Source organism: Legionella sp. km772 (assembly GCF_003989735.1).
Lineage (GTDB): Bacteria > Pseudomonadota > Gammaproteobacteria > Legionellales > Legionellaceae > Legionella.
Window position 1 is genome coordinate 1 of the sequence record NZ_RZGQ01000372.1, and the last position, 1,070, is coordinate 1,070.

The window sequence follows — 1,070 nt, forward strand, 5'->3', positions numbered from 1 at the left end:
GGAAAATCAAATAATCACTATAAAGATCAAGCATATCCATTTAATTCCCTCCCTAAAATTAAGGGCGGAATTCTAATGCTTTTTAGTCAAACTACAAGTTTATGTGCGTAACATGAGTTATGAAGTTGAGTTTCATGGGAATATAACACCGTATATTCGCCTTGATTTAAATATTCAAATTTTCCTAAGTTATTGTCTATATTATAATTATTCGTTAATTTGGGATCATTTGAGTCATGACCATGTACGTAATTTAAAGTGTAGTCACCAATTTTATCAGGCCGTTGAATTCGCTCTTCATTATAATGTCTATTCCACATGAGCATTTCAAAGGCAGCGTGCGGCTCTACATACCCCATATAACCGTTTTCCATCTGCTCACGCTCATACAAATAATGAACCGCATCAGCGTCAACGTAAGCTTGGAATAACTCATTAATAGAATCAATAGTTTGAGCTAATTGAAGAGCAGTGCCATCAGCATAAGGAAGACCTAATTTTTCAGCAACTAATTTAATGGTATTAATACCCACTGCAGCGTGGCTATATAAAGTAATGTTAGTTTGATCTTCATTTAAAGAATAAGAAATGGCTTTTAAAGAAGGTTTATAAGCACGATTAGCAAGTTGGATAACTTCTTCTCTACTGACTAAGCCTCTCTCAATTATTTCTTGAAGTTTTTCCAAAGAAGGAGCATGGCCTCCGCGTGAAAGCATGGGTGCATGAAAATTATCTTGCTTTTCATAGGCTTCAATAAATTCAATACTATGATTGGATACTAAAATTTCTACGGGTACTTTTTTCTGGTGTAATTTCTCAAGTACTTTTAGGGTAAAATAATCATTATTTCCTCTATCGGCGAGTTCGTCACCAATAAGGCGAATTTTAGTGTCTGGGTTAAATTCAATCTTATCTAGAAGCTGATTAAATGTGTCTAAATCGGCTTTATTTAACTCATGTTACGCACGGTCAATTTTAAGCTGCCATATTTTTAAGCTCCTGCCAAGCAATCTGGTTCGCTCTAAGAATCAATTTGTACTTAATAGCAAAGTGATTTAAATGAGTTTTTA

Annotated in this window: 2 protein-coding genes; one reads left to right on the forward strand and one right to left on the reverse strand. The window is 34.3% G+C overall.

The features are described from left to right. Nucleotides 1–86: 86 nt before the first annotated feature. The gene (locus tag ELY15_RS15970; protein ID WP_370449449.1) at nt 87–908 is read right to left on the reverse strand and encodes a hypothetical protein; all 822 of its coding nucleotides are present in this window, start codon (nt 906–908) and stop codon (nt 87–89) included. Between the two features lie 22 nt (nt 909–930). On the opposite strand from ELY15_RS15970, the gene ELY15_RS16685 reads away from it, so the two are divergent. After that, a complete protein-coding gene (locus ELY15_RS16685) occupies nt 931–1,059 on the forward strand; it encodes a hypothetical protein (RefSeq protein ID WP_255411140.1) in 129 nt (42 codons plus the stop codon). Nucleotides 1,060–1,070: the final 11 nt, after the last annotated feature.